This is a genomic window from Rhizobium sp. IBUN, assembly GCF_000510625.1.
Taxonomy (GTDB): Bacteria; Pseudomonadota; Alphaproteobacteria; order Rhizobiales; family Rhizobiaceae; genus Rhizobium; species Rhizobium altiplani.
Genome location: NZ_AZNV01000002.1, coordinates 291850 through 313887, shown reverse-complemented (window position 1 = coordinate 313887; position 22038 = coordinate 291850). Strand labels below are relative to the sequence as shown.

Genomic DNA, 22038 nt, shown 5'->3' with positions numbered 1-22038 from the left:
TCCTCCTGGTTGTGACGGCGCCTCCACGCCGGTCGCTCTTGCAAGCGTGTGCAGAGCTTGCATACGGGCAAAATAACTGTCAACTCGTTTTTCGCAAAACTGTCATAAAAGTCTCGTGCAAGACCGCTTGCACGCACGTGCAACAAACGGCTAAGAAAGACCGTGCGGGAGGGAAAGGTGCGGTCGAAAATTTTCGTTAGTGCACAGGAAGTCGCCGAAAGGGCCGGCGTATCGCGTTCCGCCGTCTCGCGAACCTTCACCCCGGGAGCGAGCGTTTCGGCAGAGACGCGCGAACGGGTGCTGCAGGCGGCAGAGGAGCTCGGCTACCACGTCAACCATCTTGCCCGAGGCCTGATGCGCAACGAAAGCGGCATCGTCTGCCTTATCGTTTCCGAGGTCGCGACGCCGTATCGGTCGGCGCTGCTCAGGGAGCTGACGCTGCAGCTGCAGAATGCCGGCAAGGTGGCGATGTTCATCAACACGGATCGCTCCGACGGCAGCGTCGACCGGGCGCTGCAACAGGCCATCCGTTATCGCGCCGATGCATCGGTCATTCTTTCCGGGCTTCCCGACAAGTCGATAACGCAGCTTTGTCTGCGCAATGGCCAGCGCCTGGTGCTGATCAACCGCGACGACGATCAGCCTGGCCCGCTCCGGATCAATCTCGACGACGACGAGGCCGGCGGACGCATCCTGACCGCCTTCGTGCGGGCCGGCTGCCGCCGGCTTGCCTTTGCCAATTCCGAAGCGGGGACGCCTAGTCTCATGGGGCGCGAGCGCGGATTCGTTGCCGGCGCGCGCGCGCTTGGAATGGATGTCATCGTCGAACGTCACGGCTGGACGGGCTATGAGGCCGGGCGCGTTCTCGCCCATCGCCTGCTGACGGCCAAGGAGCGGCCCGACGCCGTCTTCTGCGCCACTGACCTCCTGGCTTGCGGTTTCATGGATGCGGCACGCCACCAGTTCGGCATATCCATTCCGGACGAACTCTGCGTCGCCGGCTTCGACGATATCGAGCAGGCGTCCTGGTCATCCTACGAACTGACGACATTCGCACAGCCGGTCGCCGAAATCGCTTCAAGGGCCGTCGAGTGGTTGACCAAGTTCGAGCGGGAGGACGGCCAAGGCGAGGTTCAGTCCATCAGGTTGAGGGCCGAACTGCTTTGGCGAAAGTCTATTCGCGCCAGGAAATCATAACACCGCTACCGGCACAGCGAGCATGCTGCGCAGACGCGCAACGTCGTCCATACCGGCTCCGGGCTGGTGCCGCGACATGACGTCCTGACCACGCCGGATGGCGAAGGTCGACAGCGACGAGGACGAGATGTGTCCGACCAGGCGAGAGGCAAGGGTCGGCCATGCCCATTGGCGCAGAACCGTCAGCTGATCACGAGATGTCCTGGCGAAACGGTTCGATATTCGCGCCGTCCAGCCTCGTATTCGACAGGCCGGATCGGGCTCCTCAGCTCCTCGACGACAGCCATTCGTTTCTGGCGGCGACGGTCCGGGTCCGGCACCGGAACCGCGGCCATGAGTTTCTTGGTGTAGTCGTGTTGCGGGTTGCCGAAGACTGCCGCGCGCGGGCCGATTTCGACGATCTCGCCAAGATACATGACCGCCACACGGTGGCTGACGCGTTCGACGACCGCCATATCATGCGAAATGAACAGGAAGGCGAGATCGAGGCTCTGCTGCAGATCGAGCATGAGGTTGATGACCTGCGCCTTGATGGACACGTCGAGTGCCGAGACACTTTCATCAGCGACGATGACCCTGGGTTTGAGTGCCAGGGCGCGGGCGATACAGACGCGCTGTCGCTGGCCGCCCGAGAATTCATGCGGGTATCGTCGTGCCATATCGGGTGTCAGCCCGACCTTCAGGAGCATGTCAGCGACAACGTCCTTTGCCTCTCTTGCTGTGCCCATCTTGTGTTCGAGGTAGGGCTCGGCAATCGCCTGACCGACGGTCATGCGCGGGTTGAGCGATGCAAACGGGTCCTGAAAGATCATCTGCACTGACTTGCGCATATCGCGCATCCCGCGCTTGTCGAGAGCGAGCACGTCGCGTCCCGCGACCAGCAGGGATCCCGAATCCGGTTCGATCAGCCGCATGATGGCGCGCCCTGTGGTCGATTTGCCACAACCGGACTCGCCGACCAGCGACAGCGTCTCGCCGGCGAAAAGGTCGAAGGAAACGTTCTCGACGGCATGCACGCGGCCGCTCAGTCGTCCAAACAGCCCCGAGTGGATGTCGAACCGCTTGGTGAGCCCCTTCACCTCAAGGATCGGCTTGTCCTTGGATACGGTGTCAGGCACTTCGACCTGCTTGTCCGTTTCACCGGTTGCGGTGTTGACAACAGGAAAGCGCAATGGCCGGGCATAGGCCTGCATTGATCCAAGCACCGGGACGGCAGACAGCAGGGCGCGGGTGTAGGGATGCTTTCCGCGGTGGAAGATGTCGGCGGTGGCACCGGTCTCCACCTGCTCACCGCGATACATGACGACTGTGCGGTCGGCAATTTCGGCAACGACGCCCATGTCGTGAGTGATGAACAGGACCGAGGTCCCCTGCTCGTCCTGCAGCATCTTGATGAGATCGAGGATCTGCCCCTGGATCGTTACGTCGAGTGCCGTCGTCGGTTCGTCGGCGATCAAGAGCTTTGGCTTGGAAGCCAGAGCCATGGCGATCATCACGCGCTGGCGCATGCCGCCGGAGAAGCGATGCGGGTATTCATCGAAACGAGATGCGGCGGACGGGATGCGGACCTTTTCCAGCAACCGGATCGTCTCCGCCTTCGCGTCGGCCTTCGACATCGCCTGGTGGCACAGCAATGCCTCCGAGATCTGGTCGCCAATGGTAAAGAGCGGATTGAGGCTCGTCATCGGTTCCTGAAAGATCATCGAGACGTCGTTGCCGCGGACCTTTCGCATCTCATTTTCTGAAAGTGACAGCAGGTCGCGGCCGCCCAGCATGATTTTGCCCTCGATGCGGCTCGAATCGGGCTGCAGGAGCCGCATGATCGAGAGCGACGTGACACTCTTGCCCGAGCCGCTTTCGCCGACGATCGCGACCGTTTCTTGCGGTGCCACAGAGAAGGAAACATCCCGCACGACGGGTTTTAATCCGCCATCCACCAGAAACGAGGTGGTCAGGTTCTGGACAGACAAAACCGGATCGACGGACCTTGCAGTGCTTGTCTCTGTGGCGCTCATGATCGTTCCCTTCCTTCTATCGTTTGTCGCCTGTCGGTCCTCAGTCCGGCCAGCGCAGCATGCCGTCAAAGCGATGCTTGCTGCGGTTTTCGAACGGGGTGGCGATGATTTCGTTCGAGGCACGAGCCTTGTTGAGCTCTTCTGCAAGACGGACGGCGACGATCTCTTCGTGGCCAGGGTGCAGGTTGCAGGGATCGAGATAGAAATGCTGATGCTCGACCTCATGGTCGCGCACGATGACCGGCGGGTTGCCTTGCGACAGAGCGGCAGCGAGATCCCAGGCGGTGATGTGGGCCTCCGTCGGCGATATCACCACCCGCAAGCGGTCAAGCGGATTGTTGGTAGGATCGGGCTCGATCAGTGCCGTCACGCCCGGGCGATCGTCCAGTTCGTTCTTCCAGAGGTTCAGGCAGGCGGTCTCACGTTCCCGGATGGCCGCATGATCGCGCTTTTCCCAAGCTTCTAACGCAGCCATGACGCCATAAACGCTTTCCTTGCCGACTTTCATGCCGCGGCCGATCCCCATGTTCTGCAGGAAGGCGCTGCGCACCAATTCCTTCTTGCCAGCGACGATGCCGGAGGTCGGACCGCCGAGGAACTTGTGGCCGGAGTAAAGCGCGATATCGGCTCCTTGCGCCAGGAAGAGCTTGAGATCGTATTCGGAGGCCGCATCAACGATCACCGGAACGCCCTTCGCGTGGGCGATCTCGACAAATTCGCTAAGATGAAGCAAGCCGTAGTCGACAACATGATGCGACACGACATAGACGGCTGCCGCCGTTTTCTCGGTAATGGCATTTTCCATATGGAAGCGATGCGTCGAGGTTGCCTGCCCAATCAAGACGACCTTGCCCCCGGCGAGGCGAATGGCCTGATCAACCGGCGCGCCGTAACTGACAACATGGCCCATCTGCACGAGGACTTCGTTCTTCTCGGGAGAGACATCGGGCAATTTCTCGATGGCCAGGAGATTGTCGCCGGTGATGGCGCCGGCGACGGCGAGGCTTATGCCGGCCGAGCACGATGCGGTGACAAAGCCAGCTTCACCACCAGTCAGCCGTGCGATGACGCTGCTTGCCTTGCGTTGCAGGTCGTTGATCTCGACGAACTGCGGCAGGATCGCTGCCATCGCCTCTATCGCTTCCGGCACGACGATCGATGCGCCGAGGCTTGTCATGGTGCCGGACACGTTGATGACCGGGCGCAGGCCGATCTTGGTGCGGATATCATCGGACATTCTATTTCTCCAGAGTGGCGGCAGGTTGCAGATTGCCATCGACAGTTATGCCATAGTAATGTAATAGCTTCTCGTTATCAGACGAGGAGCGTAGAATTGGACACCAAGAGCTCATCCGCAGCCCCCCTCCATGAGGCCGCATCGATCGAGGCGGCCGACCCTAAAGGCGCGCGGCGCTCTCGCGTCAGCGGTATTGACCGTGCCTTGCAGGTAATTGATTATCTTTACGAAACCGGTTCTCCAGCGGGTGCTTACGCAATTGCCAAGGCAGTCCGGGCTCCGCTTTCCACCGTCTACGTTATCATCGACGACCTGGTCGAAAAGAACATGCTGGCTCGCAACTCGGATGGGTCGATCTGGCTTGGTTCGCGCCTCTATCATTATGGCCTCGCCTATGCCCGGTCGCTGGACTTCATGAGCGTTGCCACGCACGAGATGCACGATCTCTGCCGGCAAGCCGGCGAAACCGTGCAGGTCTGCGGTCGCGACGGCGATTACATGCTTGTGCTTGCGATGGCGGACGGCCCAAGCCATTTTCAGGTTGCCTCGCGTGTCGGCACGCGCGTGCCATTGAACTGGACGGCGTCCGGCAGGCTTCTTGTCGGCCACCTGCCCGAGAACGAGCGGGTAGAATTGTTCAAGCGCTGCGCCCGCACCTCGCCGACCGGGCGCGCTGAGATCGATGCGCGCACGCTTTCCGATGCCGCAGGCAAGGCTTTCGGGGAGCGACTGTCTATCCAGGTCGCCGAGTCGGACTACGCGGTTGCCTGCATCGCGTCGCCGGTCTGCGACCGGGAAGGCCAATGCGTTGCCACCATTTCGATCGTCCTGCCCGAACAGAAGGTTCTGTCCGACGAAAGCCATTACACCGAACAGGTGCGAGCTTCGGCGGAGCGGATCGAGAAGTTGATGGGATGGCGCAACCACTGACCTGACCTCCTCAGTCGTTGAGCGAGACGATCGCCTCGATCTCGACAGTGATGTTGCCTGGCAGGGAGCCGAGGCCAACGGCGGAGCGAGCATGCTGGCCGGCCTCGCCGAAAACCTCGATAAGGAGGTCCGAGCATCCATTGATGACGCTCGGATGGTTTTCGAAGTGCGGCACGGCGTTGACCATGCCGAGCAGCTTGACCACCCGCTTCACCCGGGAGAGGTCGCCGAGCGCATCATGCATGACGGCCAGCAGGTTGATGCCGGTGAGCCGTGCATGCTGATAGGCTTCTTCCGTGCTCACTTCGCTGCCAACCTTGCCGGCGTGCAGATGACCGTCCGCTTCCCGCGGGCCCTGACCCGACAGATAGAGGATGTTGCCTTCGCGAACATGGGTAATGAAGTTGGCGATGGGCGGTGGAGCTGATGGCAGCATAATGCCGAGCGCCGCGAGGCGCTCGTAGGGTGTCTGTACCGCTGCTGCGGCCTCTGCTGGGGACGTGTCCACGTCTGCTCCTATCATGCGGTTTGGACCTTCCGTTCAGCGCCACGAATAGCCGTGGCTGTGACGGACGAGCTTGCGGGCACGCGGAATATAGCGGCTGGCCGCGATCGCCTCCGATCCGATCACCGCGTATCGCGGGTCAAACAGCTTCTGCAGGCGGGAAACGTCGCCGTTGGAGTCGGTCGCTTCGAGATCGGCATCGATGAGATCGAAGATCGTGAAATCCGCCCTCTCGCCAACGCAAAGACGGTTTTCCATCGACAGCTTGATGACCGAGGCCGGTGCGTGCGTCACACCCTCCACGACCTTGTCGAAGGGCATGCCGACGGACAGGAGCTTCGACATGGTGGTCGCGAGATCCCAGACCGGGAAATTCATCGAATGACCATGCAGGTCGGTCGAGATGGAGAACGGCAGAAGGCCGCGTGCGATGGCTGCTTCCGCCACCTTGAAGGAGAAGGATGCGCCGCCATGGCCAATGTCGAGGCGAATACCTTCGCCAGCGCAACGTTCGGCGAGATTGAAGAGGTCCTCGTCTTCCATGATGCTCGACCCGGCCTTGCCGTTGAAGCAATGGGTAACGACGTCTCCGGGACCGAGGATCTCAAGCACTTCATCATAAAGCGCTGGCGGCTCGCCGACATGGACCATCATCGGGATCTTGAGGATCTTGGCGATCTTCTTGCCGAGCTTGACAGGCGTGACACCCCAGGAACCGGTGATGACATGGCTCGCCCGTACCTTCAGGCCGACGATGTGTTCGCTGTTCTCAGCATAGCATTCGAGAATGCGGTCGAGGTCGATGTCACTGATATCGCGCAGTTCGGCAACGCGGTTGCAGGCGACAAGGCCGATCGAGCCAAGATTGAGGAAAGCCTTGATGCGCTCTCTCGACGGCTCGATGATATATTCGCGGAAGCCGTGGAAGTTGGCTTCCCCCGCTGATCCGGCATCAACCAGCGTCGTGACGCCTCGCTCGGCGCCGCATTCCGACGGACGGATCGAAATGTCGGTGCCGCCATGCCAGATATGGACGTGAAGATCGACCCAGCCGGGCGAGATCCAGGCTCCGTTGGCGTCGAGGCGCGCGGCATCTGCTGGCGCGGCAAGCGTCGGGCCGATTGCGGAGATCCTGCCGTCGGCGCCGACTAGGATGTCCGTCGTGCTGCTGGAGGGGAAAGCCGCGCCGAAAGCCATAGGCTTTACATTGGTGATGAGGAGCGGCTTGCCCGCTTTTTCACCGGTCATTCTAAATGTCCTTTCGAAGTCTTGGATCGAGCATGTCCCGGAGACCGTCGCCAACCATTTGCAGCGACAGTACGGAGAGGATGATGGCGAAGCCCGGGAAATAGGTCATCCAGTCGGCCTGGCCGATATATTGACGGCCGGCTGCGATCATGGTTCCCCAGGTCGGGATTTCAGGGCTGACGCCGAGGCCGAGGAAGGAAAGTCCGGCTTCGGCCAGCATGGCGCTGGCAAACAGGAAGGTGCCCTGCACCAGGATCGGCGACAGAAGATTGCGAAGCACGTGTCGCGTCATGATATGGAAGGTGGAAATGCCGAGCGCCTGCGCCGCCTCCACATAGGGTAGCTCGCGTATGACCAGGGTCGAGGCGCGAACGATACGCGCCAGGCGCGGCGAGTAGACGATCGACAGGGCAACGATGACCGTCGTCAGCGATGGCCCGAGAGCTGCGACAAGCGCGATAGCCAGGAGAATGTCCGGAAACGACATCATCGCGTCGATCAGGCGGGCGATCGGCGTATCGAGTTTCTGGAAGAAGCCGGCAAGCAGACCGAGCGTGACGCCGATCAACGCGGAGAGCACGACAACGGCGGCGCCAACCAACAGCGACAGCCGCCCGGCATAGATGGTGCGTGAAAACACATCGCGGCCGAACTCGTCGGTGCCAAACCAGAACATTTCACTCGGCGGCTTGAGCCGGTTGACGATCGACAGCTTCGAGGGCGAGTACGGCGCAATCCAGGGCGCCAATGCCGCCAACAGCACGAAGATGGTGAGCACGATGATGCCGGCGGCGACCGTCTTGCGTCTCAACAGGCGGCGAAGGAATTTGCTGCGCTCGGCTGCGGCGGGACTCTCGGTGGTGGTTAAGATATCAGCCATCAGTAGCGCACCCTTGGATCGACCAGCAGATAGAGCATGTCGATTGCGAAATTGATGAGGACGTAGAGGCCGGCAATGACCAGCAGTGCGCCCTGGATGACGGGGTAGTCGCGTCTGAGAACGGCAGAGACGACGAGATTGCCGACCCCCGGAAGGCCAAACACGGTCTCCGTTACAACAGCACCTGAAATCAGCACGGCGGCAGTGAGGCCAAGCACTGTCAGGATCGGGATCAAGGCATTCTTCAGCGCATGCTTGAGGACAACCTTGCGTTCGACCAGCCCCTTGGCGCGCGCGGTGCGAATGTAATCGTCGCCGAGCACATCAAGCATCGAGGCGCGCGTGAAGCGCAGGATCAGCGCCGAGGAGACAAGGCCGAGGGCGAAGGAAGGCAGCGTAAGGTGGTACATGCGCTCAAGAAAGGACGCGCCGGGGCCGCCGTATCCGGAGACAGGAAACAGGTTCAGGCGCACGGCGAAGAACTGCATGAGAATGAGTCCGAGCCAGAAGCTCGGGATGCTTGCGGCCAGCATGGCGGTGGTTGTCGACAACTGATCTATGAACGAGCCGCGTCGGTAGGCGGCATAGATGCCGATCGGCAGTGCCACGACACTTGCAATCAGGAGCGAGAAGATCGTCAGGAAGAAGGTCGGTTCTGCGCGTTCGAGAAGCGCCGAGGTCACCGGCATGTCGAGGAAGATCGACTGGCCAAGATCCCCCTTCAGAAGCTGTCCTATATAGAAGAAGTATTGAACAACGATCGACTGGTCGAGACCGAGGCGCGCGCGCAATTCGGCAACGTCCTGTGTGGTTGCATCAGGGCCGAGCATGACTGCGGCGGGGTCGCCGGGCGTCACACGCACGATCACGAAGACAATCGTGACGACGAGAAACATCACAACGATCATGCCAAGAAGGCGCTGAAGGATGTAGCGTATCATGGAAAGCGGCTCCTGTGTCCAGGCAGAGCACGATCGTGGACGGATGCCGGCCTCAGGACCAGCACCCGGCACGCGGGGTTACTTCTTGATCGATGCGTTCCAGAAGTACGGCCAAGGGGCGGGATCGACACCCTGAAGCTTCGTTGACATGGCCGAGACGGCGTTGAAATCGCCAATCTTCATGAACGGCACCTCGTCGTACATCGTCTTCTGGACCTTGGCCCAGAGTTCAACGCGCTTCATTGGGTCGATCTCGGTGGTGAACGCATCGACGGCACTCTTTCGCGCCGGCGTGTCCCACCATCCAGGCGAGCTCGGAGACAGGGAGCCGATCAGGGCCGGTTCCGGAAGGAACGGGCTGTGGCTGATATAGATGTCCCACAGCGCCTTGTCGGTGCGGCGCTGTGTCAGCGTCGCCCAGTCGACGACCTGGAGGTCCACCGTAAAGCCCGCCAGCTTCAGATATTCGGCCGCCACCTGGGCCATCTTGTAGTGGAACTCGTACTGGCGGCTGGTCAGGATGCGGATGGGCTCAGCGTTGTAGCCTGCCTCCTTGGCGGCCGTGGCTGCGCCTTCCGGATCCGCGACATTATAGTTGCCTTTGACACCTGCGTCCGTGCTCCAGGCGAAGTTGCCAGGATAGACGTTGCCATCCGCTGCGTAGAAGTCCGTACCGCCGAAGGCGGCTCCCATCATGTCTTCCATGCTGAGCGCCCGGCGGATTGCCTTGCGGATCGCAACGTTCTTTGTAACGCCGGCAGCGGTGTTAAAGACGAATACCGGATAGCCAAACGGCTTCAGGAGCAGCGGCTGGGTTGCCGTTGAGGACTTTAGTTTGTCGTAAGATTCGACCGGCAGGGAGTCAATATAGTCGTATTGGCCAGAGATGGCGGCCTCGACGCGGGTGTTGGCATCCGGCACCGGTACGAAGCGGATTTCGTCGAGATACTGATGGCGGGCGCCGCCATAACCATCACTGTCGCCGGAGCGCGGCTTGTAGTCATTGAAGCGGACGAGCTGGATATATTGGTCAGCCTTACGCTCCTTCAGCATGTATGGGCCGGTGCCGATGAAGTCCGTCATCGTGTCGGCCTGCTTTTCCGCGGGAATGATGATCGCAGCGGAGTTGTTGAAGGCAAGCAGCGAGACCAGTGGAGCGTAGGGCTGTTTCAGCTTGATCGTGACGGTCGATGCGTCGGTTGCAGTGATCGATTCGATAAAGCCAGCAGCCTGTTTCCCGCGCGAAGCAAGCTTGGTCCAACGATTGAGCGAGGCAACGACGTCGTCTGATGCCATGTCGCTGCCGTCATGAAACTTGATGCCCGTGCGCAGCTTGATCGTGTAGGTCTTCCCGTCGGCGCTGACCTCAGGAAGGCTTTCGGCCAATAACGGCGTTACGGCCCACTTCTTGTCGAACGTATAAAGCGTCTCGAAGATATGCTGTGTGACGATACCGACAAGGTCGGCTGTCGACGTCATCGGATCGAGTGTCGGCGGTTCGCCAATCGTAGCGACATTGATCACGCCGCCTTTTTCCTGCGCCAGCAGAAAAGACGGCGTTGCGATCAACGCCGTGGCGACAATGAATGCGAGCTTCATTCTCATATCTATCTCCCGTTTTGTTCCACAATTATGTTATATGCACTTTTATAACAGAATACATGGAGTGATGGTGGTGTCAATGGCGGGACGCGACACGAGTAGCGTGAATGCGTTCGGGAAGGTGAGCGGAGCAAGTCGACGGACGCCGGCAGTTGGAACCAGAGACCCGGCTGCGCCGACCATCAACCGGTACACTGACGCCGCAAGAGGCTTCCTGCGTCATATTGGGGAAGGTGGGCACTTTCTTACCGGAGGTGCAGCAACGCGATGCTTCCGTGCTCTTGGCTTCGTTACAAACCTATAATATCGGATTGCAAAAGCCATAGGATAGATAATGAGCGGAACGGGAACAATCACACCATATTCCGGCGATCTCGTCGCAGGCGCCGTCGCGCAGATCTCTTCTCTCATCCGCGAAAGCAGGCTGAAGCCAGGGGATCGCCTACCCTCCGAGGCAGCCCTGACGGAAAGCCTCAGCGTGTCCCGTACCGTGGTCCGTGAAGCTCTGCGTTCGCTTGCTGCCATGCGTCTGATCGATCTCGGCGCCGGCAAGAGGCCCACCGTCGCTGAACTTGACGACAGTTCCATCGCCATGACCTTCCGACATGGCCTGTTCACCCACCAAATCGACATCCGTCAGATCTATGACGCACGCCGCACCATCGAGGGGCGTACGGCAACACTTGCGGCGCTGCTGCGCACAGAGAAAGAGGCGGACGAGATCCTCGGCTTCGCCCGCGCCATGCAGAACCGCCTCGACCAACCGGCCGTCGTCATGGAAAACGACCTCGCCCTCCACCTGGCGATCGCGCGCGCCTCGAAAAACCCCGTCTTCGCCCTGATGATAGGCGCCTTTCAGGGCGTGATCGTCGAGTGCTGGCCGATCGGTTGGAAGGTGCGTGCTACCGACGACGAACGCGAAGCCATGAACCGCCTGCATCTCGACCTTGCCGAGGCGATCGCCGCCTCCGATCCTCAGGTGGCCTCGACGATCATAGACCAGCATTTCGACCAGAGCCTCAGGGCTCTCGCCCGTGGCGGCCTGACCTGAAAACAAAACTGGAGTTCCCATGAAAATTACCCGTCTCGAAACGGTGCGTATCGCCGAGCGCCCCAATCTTCTTTGGCTGCTGGTGCACACCGACGAGGGCCTCACTGGCCTCGGGGAAACCTTCTTCGGTGCAGAAACGGTCGAAGCCTATATCCACGAATACATCGCGCCGCGCGTCATCGGACGCGATCCACTGGAGATCGACCGGCTCGCGGCCGATCTCGTCGGCTATCTCGGCTTCCGCTCGTCCGGTGCGGAAGTGCGCGGCAATTCCGCCTTCGACATCGCGCTCTGGGATCTGTTCGGCAAGGCAACTGGCCAGCCGATCGCGCAGCTGCTCGGCGGCTTCACCCGAAAGGAGATCCGGACCTACAACACCTGCGCCGGCACCGAATACATCAAGAAGGCGACCGGCCAGACGACGGCAAATTACGGTCTCGCCGAAGGGCGCGATTACGACGACCTGAATGGCTTCCTGCATCGCGCCGACGAGCTGGCCCACTCATTGCTGGAAGAGGGCATCACGGCCATGAAGATCTGGCCCTTCGATGCGGCAGCGGAGAAGACACGCGGGAACTATATTTCCATGCCCGACCTCAGGGAGGCGCTCATACCGTTCGAAAAGATCCGCGCCGCCGTCGGCGACCAGATGGACATCATGGTCGAATTCCATTCGATGTGGCAGCTCTTACCGGCGATGCAGATCGCCAAAGCACTGACGCCATATCAGACCTTCTGGCACGAGGATCCGATCAAGATGGACAGTCTTGCCAGCCTGCGGCGATATGCCGAGGTTTCGCCGGCCCCGATTTCCGCTTCGGAAACGCTGGGCTCGCGCTGGGCGTTTCGCGACTACCTCGAGACCGGCGCGGCCGGCGTGGTGATGCTCGATATCAGCTGGTGCGGAGGCTTATCGGAGGCGCGCAAGATCGCGGCGATGGCGGAAGCCTGGCATCTTCCTGTCGCGCCGCATGATTGCACCGGCCCCGTCGTCCTGTGCGCCTCCACTCACCTTTCGCTGAATGCGCCGAACGCGCTGGTGCAGGAGAGCGTGCGCGCCTTCTACCGAACCTGGTATCGTGATCTGGTGACCGCCCTTCCCGAGGTCCGCAACGGCATGATAACCGTGCCGCCCGGCGCGGGTCTCGGCATGGAACTCAATCCGGAACTCGAGCGAGCCTTCACGGTCAGCCGCAGGATCTCCGACCGAGAGAGCATCTGACATGCCGCCGGGAAACGGCGCCGATTCGGGGAAATCGATGACAGACATGAGTGAGACAGACGGGACCGGTAGTAGCTTTATATTGGTCGCCGGACCAGCGGCGATGCTGCTCGGGATGTTGATGTTTGCGCTGAACGACGCAATGGGGAAATGGCTGGTCGCCAATTATGGCCTCGGCCAGGTGATCCTGATCCGCAGCCTGGCCGCGTTGCTCATTCTTTCGCCCTTCATCTGGCGCGGCGGATGGAAGCCAATCACGCAGGCGGAGAGACCGCTGATGCAGGCGCTACGCGTCCTCTTCTCGACCCTGGAGGTGTTCTGCTTCTACTATGCGGTCACCTATCTGCCGCTTGCCGACGTGATGACCTATTGGCTGGCAGCCCCGATCTATGTCGCCGCTGCGTCACCGCTCCTGCTTGGTGAGAAGGTTGGCTGGCGACGCTGGACGGCGATCTTCGTCGGTTTCGTCGGCGTCGTCATCACCCTTGAACCGTCAAGGGCAATGTTCACCATGCCGGCCTTCATTTCGATCGTCGGCACCTTCGCCTTCGCCTTCATGCTACTGTCGGGCCGCAGCCTGCGTTCCACGCCGGACAAGACGCTGGTGCTTTTCCAGCTAGGCGGCGCCGGTCTTGCCGGGCTTATCATCGCCCCGATCGACTGGACGCCGCTAACCTCCGTCCCGGAAATCGCCCTGCTTTGCCTTCTGGGCGTCGTCGCCATGGGCGCCCATATGCTCGTCAACCGCGCGCTTAAGATCTCCGACGCTGCGACCGTTGCGCCGCTTCAGTATACGCTTCTTCTCTGGGCGATCGTCTTCGGCTGGATGTTTTTCGGCGACATACCGCGCCCCACCATGATGGTCGGCGCGAGCCTGATCATCGGATCCGGCTTGTTCATTTTCTTCCGTGAACAGCAGTTGAAGAAGGGCCGGTCCGATCGTCCGCCTGAGGTCCCCTGAGCGAATATGCCCTCGAATGGCAAAAGGGCCCGTGGCTGACGCCGCGGGCCCTTTTTTGAACTCAGGCCTTTCGCTTACTTACGGATCTCGGCGAGCTTGGCGAGAATGCCGTCGACGACGGGGGCGCCGATCTCGGCCTTGTGCTTTTCGTAAACGACCATGGACTTCTCGCGGATGCGCGCCTGCTCTTCCGCAGAAAGGACGTTCACTTCGAGGCCGGCAGCCTTGATCTTCTCGAGCGACTTCTTGTTCAGGTCGCCGATGACCTGACGCTCGACATCACGACCAACGGTGGCGCACTCTCGCAGAGCCGCCTGCTCGTCGGGAGTGTAGGTGTCGAAGATAGCCTTCGAAAAGAGGAAGAGGAACGGCGTGTAGGCGTGGTTGGTCTCGGTGATGTACTTCTGCACTTCGAAGAACTTCGAAGTGTCGATCGTCACATAGGGGTTTTCCTGAGCGTCGATCGTCTTGGTTTCCAGAGCGGAGAAGACCTCGCCGAAAGCCATCGGAGTGGCGTTGGCGCCAAGGTTCTGGAACGTGTCGAGGAAGACGTTGTTCTGCATGACGCGAACCTTCATGCCCTCGAAGTCCTCCCACTTGGTGACGGGATGCACCGAGTTGGACAGATTGCGGAAGCCGTTTTCCCAGTAGCCGAGGTTCACGAGGCCGACGGCCTCGAGCTTCTTGTTCATCATCTCGCCGAAGTCGCCGTCAAGAACCTTGTAGGCTTCCTGGGCGTTGGAGAACAGGAACGGGAGGTCAAAGACGCCGAGCGACGCTTCGATGCCGACGAGCGGGGACGATGAGGTGACAACGGCCTCCTGAACGCCCGAGCGAAGGGCCTGGGTTGCCTGCAGGTCACCGCCAAGCGCGCCGCCCCAGAATGCCGTCAGCTTGAGCTTGCCGCCCGACTTGTCGTCCAGGCACTTCTGCATCGCGTCGATGCCGTTGCCGACGGGGTGGTCGGCATTGATGCCGTTTGAAACGCGAATGGTGCGTTCATTGAATTCAGCGAAGGCCGGCGCCGACATCGTGCATGCCAATGCGATGGCGGTGGTGGTCAAAAGCAATTTTCTCAAAACTTATCCTCCCATGGATTGCTGAGTGAGACGGTTTGCGGGCTGTCAGTGCAGCCAGCGGGCAGGCACGATCACCAGGTCCGGGAACAGGACCAGGAGAAAGAGCACGATCGTTTGCGCCGCCAGGAACGGCCAGACTCCAGCCGTCACCTTGCCGAGCGGTATTCGGCCGACGCCGCTGACGACGTTGAGGACAACGCCAACCGGCGGGGTCAAAAGGCCGATGCAATTGTTCATGATGAACAGCACGCCGAAGTAGACCGGGTCGATGCCCGCCTGCTTGATGATCGGCATCAATACAGGGGTGAGGATCAGGATCGTTGGCGTGAGGTCCAACGCTGTACCGACGATCAGTACAAGGATCATGATCACGAACATCAGCAGAATCGGATGGCCGATCAGTGGTTTGATGAGGCCGGTAATTTCGGATGGAATGTTCGCAGCGGTGATTAGCCAGGCCGAAACGAGTGCGGCACAGACCAGGAACATGATTACCGATGTCGTCTTCGCCGCCTGCAGGATCACGTGCGGGAGTGTTTTCGGCGTCAGCTCCCGATAGATGAACATGCCAACGAAGAGAGCATAGGCGGCGGCAATAACCGCCGCTTCCGTCGGAGTGACGACGCCCGCCTTGATCCCGCCAAGAATGATGACCGGCATGCCAAGTGCCCAGAGTGCCCGGCCCGTCACCTGAAGGCGTTCCTTCACCGGAGTCCGCGCAAGCGGCTCGACCTTGTCCCGTCGCACCACGATCAGCCAGGTGGCGACCAGGGCCAAGCCCATCATGAGGCCGGGCACGACGCCCGCCATAAAGAGCTGCGTGATCGAAACGTTGGCAGCGACGCCGAATACGATGAAGGCCATCGATGGCGGAATGACCGGCGCGATAATGCCGCCTGCGGCGATGAGGCCCGCAGAGCGCGGGATATTGTAGCCGGCCTTGGCCATCATCGGAATGAGGATGGCGGCGAGCGCGGCAGTGTCGGCGGCGGCGGAGCCAGAAATGCTGGCCATGATAAGCGCGGCCACGATAGCCACGATGCCGAGGCCGCCTCGAATGTGTCCGACCCAAGAGATGGCGAAGTCGATGATCCGCCGCGACAGGCCCCCGGCGTTCATGAGTTCGCCGGCAAGAATGAAGAAGGGGATGGCGAGCAACGTGAAGGTGTCTGCCCCCGCGATCATGTTCTGGGCGATGATCTGGGTGTTGAACATACCCATATACCACATGAGCACGACGCCGCAGAACATAAGCGAAAATGCGACCGGCACTCCGATCGCCATGGCTCCGAGAAGGGAGCCAACGAAGACGAAAAGTGTCATCAGCTGCGCTCCGCCATCTGTTCAAGAGTGAGGTTTTCGCCAGCAAAAGCCTCGATTTCCTCCTGTGTCGCACGACCGGCAAGCAGGCGGACGAGACGTTCAAGCGCAATGATTGTGCAGCCGGCGCCGGTGAAGAAGCCGATGCCGTAGACAAAGCCCATCGACAGGCCGGTGACGGGCGCCTTCATGCTCCAGTTGATTGGAAACTGCTTCCAGGTACCCCAGAAGAAGATCGCCGAACAGGCGATGATCACCAGGTTGCTCAGGACCATGCAGACGATGCGGCCCTTTCGGCCGAGAAGCGCGACCAGCGTTTCGACACCCAGGTGACCGTGTTCGCGAAATGTCACCACGGCGCCGATGAAGGTAACCCAGACGAAGAAGTAACGCGCAAGTTCGTCCGACACGGTAATGCCGGAATTCATCGTGTAACGCATGACAACGTTCACGAAGACCATGATCGCCATTCCCGACATCAGGACGATCAGCAGGATTTCGAGAACCCTGTAGAATAGATCGATTGCCTTTTGCACTCGTTCCCCTCCCCATTAGTTTTACAAGAGGCCGCGCGTGGCAGGACTCCGCACGAGAGCACCGAGAAGCAAGCTTCCGTCAGGCGGAAATGCACAGCAGGCGCCATGAACGGCGTTCGACCATCCAAGCCCGACCCGAAAGGGCTGCACCGCGTCTTCCGGCAAAACAGGTACGGCTAGCGAATGCTTGGCCACCAAGTCATTCCCCCTCTTGAATGTCTCCCAGGCGGCAAACCTCCTCCCGCCTTGCCTTATTGTCAGGATGTCTGACAACGCCTCGCCAGCCTTTTAGTCAGACTCGGGTTTGCTGTCCAGCGCCCAAATGGCGGGTTCGTCAAAAAGCCCCTACGAACGACGTTCGTGCCACCATTTCCACAGGCGTTGGGCGATACTTGCAACTTGTTTGGTCAAGCACGATCAATAGGTCTCAAGCGTCAGGTCGAGGCGCCTCGCCGCTCCCAGCAAGTGCATCTTCATCGCCTCCCTCGCCCGCTGCGGATCCCGGCTTGCAATGGCGTCGCGCACGACGGCATGTTCCTCGATCGTCACCTCGACAATTTCCTCAAGGACGGCGGTCGCCCGCGCCGCATTGATCGCGAGGCTAATGCGCTCTGCGATGAACCCGATAAAGACCGAGAAGTACTCGTTCCCAGTGCCAGCGGCGACCGAGCGATGGAACGCAAGGTCGGCGACGATGCCCTCCGCCGTCCACTTTTGCGCGCCGTTCATGCTCGCGAGCGCCTCGTCGATGCGCGCAAGATCGCTTGCCGTATGGTGCAGCGCAGCCAGGCCCGCCGCCTCGATCTCCAGCGGTACACGCAACTGAAAAAGGTCGCGGAAACTTTGGCGATTGGCAAGGTCGTCCTGCTCAATGCGGATCGTGCGGGCCTGCGGCTCGGTTACGAAGGCTCCGACACCCTGGCGGGTTTCGACCAGCCCTTCGTTGCGCAGCTGGGCGATCGCCTCGCGCACCACGGACCGGCTCACGCCGAGCGCCTTGGCTAAAAAATGCTCGGTCGGCAGCTTTTCTCCGGGACGCATTCGACCCTCGGTGATGTCGCGGCCAATCTGATCGGCAATGCGTGCCGGAAGATGTTCAGTTCGCCTGATATGTCCGAATTCCATGGTCGATACGCCCCGCCTGCTCCACGTCACCTTGAGGTTGTCTATCAATCCATCGCGAAACTCAATTGGCAACCAGGGTTCATCCGAAGATCCGGATCGATCGCTGTCTTCGCCGCGGCAAGGAGCTTGCGCCGAACCTCGGAAAGACGCGTGTCGAAGTCGGACCGCTTCAACCGACCAATGCCATGCTCGGCACTGATCGAGCCGTGATAACGGTCAAGCACTTCGTTGATAATCGTCTTCGCCTTGTAGATCCGCGCATCGATCTCACTACGCGGAAGATCGCCCGGAGGCAGCACATTCAGGTGGACGTTGCCGTCGCCGACATGGCCGTAGGAGACACAGACGCATTCCGGAAGCGCGTCATAGACAGCCTCTTGCGCATCGCGCACGAAATCGGCAAGGCGCGACAGCGGAACGGAAATGTCGGTGCGCAAATGCGGACCGCGTTTGGCCTGTCCCTCGTTCATGCCCTCTCGGAAAAGCCAGAGATTGCGCGACTGCGTCTTGGACGTGGCGACCACACCGTCGATCACCAGACCGTCACCCATGACTCCTTCGAGAAAGCGCTGCATCAAATCCGACACGTCGACCAGCCCTGAGCCGGAGACTTCAATGAGCGCATACGCCGCGTAATCCCCTGACATTGGCACAGTGAGGTCCGGCATGGCCTCACGTGCCAGCGTGAAGGCAATCGGCGGCATGAACTCGAAGGCCGACAGAAGGTCGCAGCAGTCGCGACGGGCGCGGCGGTAGAGTGCGATCACGTCATCGAGTGCATTCAATCCAACAAGGGCGGTGGCCACCTGATCTGGCATCGGCACGAGTTTCACGGCGACCGCCGTGATGATCCCGAGCGTACCTTCAGCTCCGATGAACAATTGCTTCAGATCAATGCCGCGATTGTCCTTGCGCAGCGTTGACAATCCGTCGAAAACGGAACCGTCAGGCAGAACCACTTCCAGTCCCAGCACCAGTTCGCGTGTCATGCCGTAGCGCAGGACATTAATCCCACCGGCATTGGTGGAGACATTGCCGCCAATGCGGCAGGACCCCTGTGCTCCGAGCGCGAGGGGGAAGAACAGTCCTACTTCCTCGACCTTTTCCTTGAATTCGGACAAGATAGCGCCTGCCTCGACGATTGCCGAGAAATCGTCGGCATCTATGCGGCGGGTCGTATTCATGCGCTCGAGACTGAGCACGATCTGACTTTGAGGTGCATCCGGAGTAGCACCTAGCACCAAGCCGGTGTTTCCGCCCTGTGGCACGATCGCAACGCCGAGTTCGGCGCAGACGCGCACAGCTTTTGCGACATCGTCAGTGGAGCGCGGACGAAGGACAGCGATCGCTCCGGTGGTCACATCCCCGTGCCAGTCGCGACAATAGCGCTCCACCTCTTCCCCGAGGAGGACCATATCCGCCCCGAGGGCAGCCACGAATTTCTGCTGATATGACAGGATACTCACGCTTACGTGTTTCCTTTCGGCCGGGGCGCTCCAGGGGCCAGTCCGAAGCCCAGGCAACCTGTGCGTGACGCAACTATTCTGTTTCCAACTGCATCATATACGGTTATCAGACAACCTTACAATGTCTTTTTCCGACTGAGTGGTTTGCATATTCGTCGGAAGGGGACCGAAAGCATGGAGGAGGTAATCACATGCACATCCTGATCATTGGCGCTGCCGGCATGGTTGGTCGCAAGCTCGCGGCACGTCTTGCAAAGGACGGAAACCTTGACGGCCGTGCCATCGAGGCGATGACGCTGATCGACGTCGTTACCCCGGAAGTGCCAGCAGGCTTCACCGGCAAGGCTGTCCTCGAGAGCGGCGACGTTTCGGCCGCCGGCGAAGCTGAGCGCATCGTTGCCAAACGGCCGGACGTGATCTTCCACCTCGCCGCCATCGTGTCAGGTGAAGCCGAACTCGACTTCGACAAGGGCTACCGCATCAACCTCGACGGCACCCGTCACCTGTTCGACGCGATCCGTGTCGCCCACGTCCAGGATGGTTACAAGCCTCGTGTCGTCTTCACCTCGTCAATCGCCGTCTTCGGTGCACCGCTTCCCTATCCGATCCCGGACGACTTCCACACGACGCCGCTGACGAGCTACGGCACCCAGAAGGCGATATGCGAACTCTTGCTGTCGGACTATTCGCGTCGCGGCTTCTTCGATGGCATCGGCATCCGCCTTCCGACCATCTGCATCCGTCCGGGTATGCCGAACAAGGCTGCCTCCGGTTTCTTCTCGAACATTCTGCGCGAGCCGCTGGTCGGCCAGGAAGCCGTACTTCCGGTCTCCGAGGACGTCCGCCACTGGCACGCCTCGCCGCGTGCAGCCGTCGGCTTCCTGATCGACGGCGCGACAATTAGCATCGAAAAGGTCGGCCCGCGGCGCAACCTTTCCATGCCTGGTCTCAGCGCCACTGTTGGCGAACAGATCGAGGCTCTGCGCCGTGTCGCGGGCGAGAAGGCCGTGTCACTCATCCGTCGTGAGCCTGACGAGATGATCATGCGCATGTGCGCTGGATGGGCACCCGGTTTCGAGGCGAAGCGCGCCATCGAACTCGGCTTCACCGCTGAGACGTCCTTCGACCAAATCATCAAGGTCCACATCGAGGATGAACTGGGCGGCACGCTCTTATCTTAGATAACGACGGCGTTCTGGCGCGCTCTGTTTTCCTGGCCGCCTGCCTCATCGGCGCGCCCTCCGTTGAAGGCGGCTTTCCTTGTTCCGGCTGGACCCGTGACGGCCCGCCCGGGCCGAAGCCTTGGCGACCGACGGCGCGCGTGGCGGCAATCGCATGGCCGAGAAGGTCGTCACCTACTGTAAGGCCATGTGGAAACGGATGAAGCCGCACCATCCGGAGCTATTCCGCACCGATACGCCGAATCCGTGGCACGGCGTGACGGTGAAGCGCCGGAAGAAGCTGACCAAGGGCCATGTAGACCGGGAAGCGGTCTATCAGTTCGCCGATGGCGCGATCGAGAAAGGGCGTGGGGAGTTGGCAGCCGCCGCAGTGCTGGCCTTCGAGTGGCTGATGCGACCATCCTCCAGCGGCGCCGGCTATGCGCCCTGGACCGGCTGCCGGGCTTCCGATGAACCGGACAGGATCCGCCTGAAACACCGGAAGACGGACGAGCTTGCGCTGCACCCTCTCGAATTCGTCGACGAGGACGGCAGTCTCGTGAAGCTTTACGAGGATGCGGAGGCGGTTCTGAGCAAGACGCCGCGTTATGGCACATCGATCGTCTGCAAGAAGAACGGCGTCCTTTTCGGCGACGGTACGTTCCTGGCTCACGAGGTCCGCGAGATGGCGGATCTGCTCCGGAGTGAAGGAAAGCTCGATGCACCGTCCTTCAGCCTGGACAAGTGCAGGCATGGCGGCATGACCGAATTAGAAGAGAGCGGGCTGACCGAGGGACAGGGGCGAGTGCTGTCAAAGCATAAGACGGCAGCGGCTTATCGCGGGTACGCCAAAGAGACGGAAAAGCGCGTTCTGGAGGCTACGAAGAAGCGTTTTGGCCATTCTGAACAGCCGGAATTTCCGAATAAACACAATGGTCAAAAAACGAAAAAAGAAGCCTGAAGGCTCTTATTCAGAATGATCGTTGATTTTGTTGGAAGTGCCGTGGATTTGTAGTCCTCTGCGTCACCACTCCGCCACGAGGCCTCACGCGGTCGAATAATCAAACCGTGGCAGCCGTTTAGAACCATCCTAGAGAAATCGCAAGAGGGTTCATTCTGAATAATGTCCTTTTTCCATTCTGAATAAGCGTATCCGGAACGTTCTTCCACAGGAGAGAATCTGAGGGCCATCCATCACATTATAAAAGCGGCGAGACCCACCCCATTGGAGGCGCGACGCGTCTTTCATCCGGACAGTTGCCATCAGGAACAACTTGTCAGCCCCGCGGTTTCTCCAGAACAAATCGCGGAGGTTCGTCATGCGTGCTCGCATCCCCCCAGCATTCATTATGGCACTGACGGTCGTCACGCCCGCACTGGCACAGTCTCTCCCTGAAGAGGCAGGTCCGTCGCTCGGCTGGAAGGACTCTACATCTCAGCAGGAGAGCATCACAAACCCAGGTGGTTTCGGAAAGTCCCGAAGCATACAGGCAATCGACCCTAATCGGACCGACTCTACCGGCAAACTCGACTGCAGACAGCAGAAGGACGTCAGGACCGAGA

The 22038-nt window shown here is 60.4% G+C and carries 19 protein-coding genes; 7 read left to right on the top strand and 12 right to left on the bottom strand.

Annotation, left to right across the window (positions count from 1 at the left end):
* The first annotated feature begins 177 nt into the window (after window positions 1-177).
* Window positions 178-1197, top strand: coding sequence for a LacI family DNA-binding transcriptional regulator (locus RHIBUN_RS0103580; RefSeq protein ID WP_025658483.1), 1020 nt, complete (start codon window positions 178-180; stop codon window positions 1195-1197).
* Between the two features lie 182 nt (window positions 1198-1379).
* Here the strand turns inward: RHIBUN_RS0103580 and RHIBUN_RS0103575 are convergent, their stop codons facing one another.
* Together RHIBUN_RS0103575 and RHIBUN_RS0103570 are read right to left on the bottom strand one after the other, a co-directional pair.
* Window positions 1380-3212 (bottom strand): ABC transporter ATP-binding protein, encoded by a 1833-nt coding sequence (locus tag RHIBUN_RS0103575; RefSeq protein ID WP_025658482.1) that lies wholly within the window; start codon window positions 3210-3212, stop codon window positions 1380-1382.
* Window positions 3213-3252: 40 nt separating this feature from the next.
* Window positions 3253-4449 carry an aminotransferase class V-fold PLP-dependent enzyme gene (locus tag RHIBUN_RS0103570; RefSeq protein ID WP_025658481.1) on the bottom strand — a complete coding sequence of 399 codons (1197 nt, stop codon included), beginning with the start codon at window positions 4447-4449 and terminating at the stop codon, window positions 3253-3255.
* A 144-nt stretch (window positions 4450-4593) separates the two neighbouring features.
* Here RHIBUN_RS0103570 and RHIBUN_RS0103565 point away from each other — a divergent pair, with 144 nt between their 5' ends.
* Window positions 4594-5379, top strand: coding sequence for an IclR family transcriptional regulator (locus tag RHIBUN_RS0103565; protein WP_245271629.1), 786 nt, complete (start codon window positions 4594-4596; stop codon window positions 5377-5379).
* A 10-nt stretch (window positions 5380-5389) separates the two neighbouring features.
* Here the strand turns inward: RHIBUN_RS0103565 and RHIBUN_RS0103560 are convergent, their stop codons facing one another.
* The 5 genes from RHIBUN_RS0103560 to RHIBUN_RS0103540 form a co-directional block, all read right to left on the bottom strand.
* Window positions 5390-5902, bottom strand: coding sequence for a RidA family protein (locus RHIBUN_RS0103560; RefSeq protein ID WP_037214761.1), 513 nt, complete (start codon window positions 5900-5902; stop codon window positions 5390-5392).
* A gap of 18 nt (window positions 5903-5920) precedes the next feature.
* A complete protein-coding gene (locus RHIBUN_RS0103555; protein WP_025658478.1) occupies window positions 5921-7132 on the bottom strand; it encodes an amidohydrolase/deacetylase family metallohydrolase in 1212 nt (403 codons plus the stop codon).
* A gap of 1 nt (window position 7133) precedes the next feature.
* Entirely contained in the window at window positions 7134-8012 is an 879-nt protein-coding gene (locus tag RHIBUN_RS0103550) for an ABC transporter permease (protein ID WP_025658477.1), read from the bottom strand.
* A complete protein-coding gene (locus RHIBUN_RS0103545; RefSeq protein ID WP_025658476.1) occupies window positions 8012-8953 on the bottom strand; it encodes an ABC transporter permease in 942 nt (313 codons plus the stop codon). The genes RHIBUN_RS0103550 and RHIBUN_RS0103545 overlap by 1 nt, the downstream gene beginning before the upstream one ends.
* A 78-nt stretch (window positions 8954-9031) precedes the next feature.
* Entirely contained in the window at window positions 9032-10558 is a 1527-nt protein-coding gene (locus RHIBUN_RS0103540; RefSeq protein ID WP_025658475.1) for an ABC transporter substrate-binding protein, read from the bottom strand.
* A 331-nt stretch (window positions 10559-10889) separates the two neighbouring features.
* On the opposite strand from RHIBUN_RS0103540, the gene RHIBUN_RS0103535 reads away from it, so the two are divergent.
* The 3 genes from RHIBUN_RS0103535 to RHIBUN_RS0103525 are packed head-to-tail and all read left to right on the top strand — an operon-like array spanning window position 10890 to window position 13789.
* Entirely contained in the window at window positions 10890-11606 is a 717-nt protein-coding gene (locus RHIBUN_RS0103535) for a FadR/GntR family transcriptional regulator (RefSeq protein WP_051420029.1), read from the top strand.
* 19 nt (window positions 11607-11625) lie between these two features.
* The gene (locus RHIBUN_RS0103530; protein WP_025658473.1) at window positions 11626-12828 is read left to right on the top strand and encodes a mandelate racemase/muconate lactonizing enzyme family protein; all 1203 of its coding nucleotides are present in this window, start codon (window positions 11626-11628) and stop codon (window positions 12826-12828) included.
* Between the two features lie 46 nt (window positions 12829-12874).
* Window positions 12875-13789: a DMT family transporter gene (locus tag RHIBUN_RS0103525; RefSeq protein ID WP_051420031.1), complete on the top strand. Its 915-nt coding sequence runs from the start codon at window positions 12875-12877 to the stop codon at window positions 13787-13789.
* A 74-nt stretch (window positions 13790-13863) separates the two neighbouring features.
* On the opposite strand, the gene RHIBUN_RS0103520 is transcribed toward RHIBUN_RS0103525, so the two are convergent.
* The 5 genes from RHIBUN_RS0103520 to RHIBUN_RS0103500 all read right to left on the bottom strand — a co-directional run bounded on the left by RHIBUN_RS0103520 (window position 13864) and on the right by RHIBUN_RS0103500 (window position 19264).
* Window positions 13864-14868, bottom strand: coding sequence for a TRAP transporter substrate-binding protein (locus RHIBUN_RS0103520; RefSeq protein ID WP_025658471.1), 1005 nt, complete (start codon window positions 14866-14868; stop codon window positions 13864-13866).
* Window positions 14869-14913: 45 nt separating this feature from the next.
* Complete coding sequence (locus RHIBUN_RS0103515; RefSeq protein ID WP_025658470.1) at window positions 14914-16191, bottom strand: TRAP transporter large permease subunit; 1278 nt, start codon at window positions 16189-16191, stop codon at window positions 14914-14916.
* Window positions 16191-16724: a TRAP transporter small permease gene (locus RHIBUN_RS0103510; protein ID WP_025658469.1), complete on the bottom strand. Its 534-nt coding sequence runs from the start codon at window positions 16722-16724 to the stop codon at window positions 16191-16193. Before RHIBUN_RS0103510 ends, RHIBUN_RS0103515 begins: the two co-directional genes overlap by 1 nt.
* Before the next feature lie 417 nt (window positions 16725-17141).
* On the bottom strand, window positions 17142-17849 hold the full coding sequence (locus RHIBUN_RS0103505; RefSeq protein WP_025658468.1) for a FadR/GntR family transcriptional regulator: 708 nt from the start codon (window positions 17847-17849) through the stop codon (window positions 17142-17144).
* A gap of 44 nt (window positions 17850-17893) precedes the next feature.
* Entirely contained in the window at window positions 17894-19264 is a 1371-nt protein-coding gene (locus RHIBUN_RS0103500) for an FAD-binding oxidoreductase (protein WP_084659635.1), read from the bottom strand.
* Window positions 19265-19506: 242 nt separating this feature from the next.
* On the opposite strand from RHIBUN_RS0103500, the gene denD reads away from it, so the two are divergent.
* Complete coding sequence (denD, locus tag RHIBUN_RS0103495) at window positions 19507-20496, top strand: D-erythronate dehydrogenase (RefSeq protein WP_025658466.1); 990 nt, start codon at window positions 19507-19509, stop codon at window positions 20494-20496.
* Window positions 20497-20617: 121 nt separating this feature from the next.
* Entirely contained in the window at window positions 20618-21436 is an 819-nt protein-coding gene (locus RHIBUN_RS0103490) for a hypothetical protein (RefSeq protein WP_025658465.1), read from the top strand.
* The last annotated feature ends 602 nt before the right edge of the window (window positions 21437-22038 follow it).